We start from the raw sequence: 1,764 nt of genomic DNA, 5'->3' as shown, positions 1-1,764 counted from the left end.
GTTCTTCCCAAATTTTATAAAATTTATCTTCTACTTCTTTTGCGTCGTAAAATTCCGCTACCGGGTCCGTGCCTGAGCCTTTAAATTTTAAATCAAAATCAGCCGCCGTCGATGTCGAAGTCAAGATGCTCTTTGAAGTAGGCGCGCAGCCTGCGGCGGTCGTTGCGACCGGGCGTGATCGCAAACCACAGCACGCGGTCATTTAGATCCTTGCCGCGGATCAGCACGGTGTCGCGCAGCAAGATGTCGTGAAAGTCGCCGTTTAGCCGCCACGACGAGAGCGTCTTGGCGAAGATAAAGATCACGACGCCCACGACCATTATCACGAACGCCATCCCCACGCGCTCGCTCATGGCGATACCGACTAGCCATAGCACGATCATTGATCCGATCCCAAATTTAAAGAGTTGCTCGTTTTTTACGTAGCGGGAGTGGCTAAGCGCCGTGTAGCCGGTGCAGGTGCGCAAAAAGCCTGGAGTGAGCCTAACGTAGTCGATGTTAAAGAGCAAAATTTCGCTCTTGCCCGCGCCCGAAACGAAGGTGATCGCGTGGTCGCTAAATTTAAACAGCCCGCCGCCGTCGCGCCCCTGATACCAAGCTACGCCCGCGATCAAAAGCCCTAAAATCCCGCCTCCACCGCGTCCGTGACCGTTTCCTAAAAAAATTTTATCTAAATCTAGCCCTGCCGACATGCCGTAGAAAAATATAAAAGCCATCATCGCAATGACGAAGATCACGATGAAGGAGTTGTCGTTTTTGACGCTAAATCCGCCTGCACTCGCGGTTCGTGCGCCGCGGCTGCGAAGGGCGGCTTTGTAGTCTTTGGTAGTAAAAGTAGGCATCAGCTTCCTTTATTTCAGGGTTTCAAAACAGCTTGCGCGTGATTTTAAAGTCCGTTTAAAACGGTGGAATTTTATAAAATTTCAGATCAAATTCGGATTAAATTTTAAATTTGAAGAGGGTTTAAAATTTCAATGGATTTCAAATTTAAAGGAATTGAAATTTGGCCGTCTAACTGCGCTTAAATTTTTTGCGCTTTCGCTCAAATTTATAAAAAATTCGACGCGAAGCGGTACCGAAAGATCGTAAATTTAGCCCGAGCTAAACCCCATTTTTGTATAATCGCACAAAATTTTAAAGGAGAAAAAATGAAAAAATTTTTTGCTTTGCTTCTTGCGGCGCTATTCTTTGCCGGTTGCGGGCAGTCTCAGCCGAAAGTACCAATCGCAAGCGCGTATAAATTCAAAGGCATTACCTACTACCACATCCAAAACCATAATCCGAAAAAATTTGTCTATCAATCGCCGGAAGCAGTCGAGAAAAAGTACAACGAGCAGCTTTTAGCGGCGCTAAAAGAGGCAAACCTGCTGGATCAAAACTCTACTGATGAGCTTAAAATTACAATAAAGCACCACAGGGGCTTTACGGGCGAAGCTACTCCGTTTCCTAGCGATAGAATCGGTGGCATAGAGTTTATCTATGAGGTTAAACTAGTAAGAAACGGCCAAATTTTAAGAAGCTACGTGCAAAATGACATCGAGCATTACGATCCGGGATTTTTCGGCAATATGAAAACTATAGCGTTGCAAAATACGGATGATAGCTATGAAAATGACGCGATCGCAGCCATGGTTAAGCATTTAATGGAGATCATAAAGAAATTTTAGCGGTCGACTTGGGCGCAACGCACGCATTGATGCCGCATTTGGCTAAATCATAAATGATTTTTTGACGTCTCGGGAGCTTTTAAATCGCGGAATTTTA

The 1,764-nt window shown here is 45.4% G+C and carries 2 protein-coding genes; one reads left to right on the top strand and one right to left on the bottom strand.

Annotated elements, in window-relative coordinates; all coding sequences use genetic code 11:
* Nucleotides 1–98: 98 nt before the first annotated feature.
* A complete protein-coding gene (locus Q0256_RS07400; protein ID WP_297961756.1) occupies nucleotides 99–842 on the bottom strand; it encodes a hypothetical protein in 744 nt (247 codons plus the stop codon).
* 306 nt (nucleotides 843–1,148) lie between these two features.
* On the opposite strand from Q0256_RS07400, the gene Q0256_RS07395 reads away from it, so the two are divergent.
* Nucleotides 1,149–1,667, top strand: coding sequence for a hypothetical protein (locus tag Q0256_RS07395; protein WP_297961753.1), 519 nt, complete (start codon nucleotides 1,149–1,151; stop codon nucleotides 1,665–1,667).
* Nucleotides 1,668–1,764: the final 97 nt, after the last annotated feature.

Source organism: uncultured Campylobacter sp., from assembly GCF_937949835.1.
Classification (GTDB): Bacteria; Campylobacterota; Campylobacteria; order Campylobacterales; family Campylobacteraceae; genus Campylobacter_B.
This window is presented reverse-complemented; position numbering and strand designations above follow the sequence as displayed.

Bases quoted from the DNA above. Each gene is read 5' to 3' on its own strand.
- Q0256_RS07400 (WP_297961756.1), bottom strand. From the start codon at position 842: ATGCCTACTTTTACTACCAAAGACTACAAAGCCGCCCTTCGCAGCCGC.
- Q0256_RS07395 (WP_297961753.1), top strand. From the start codon at position 1,149: ATGAAAAAATTTTTTGCTTTGCTTCTTGCGGCGCTATTCTTTGCCGGT.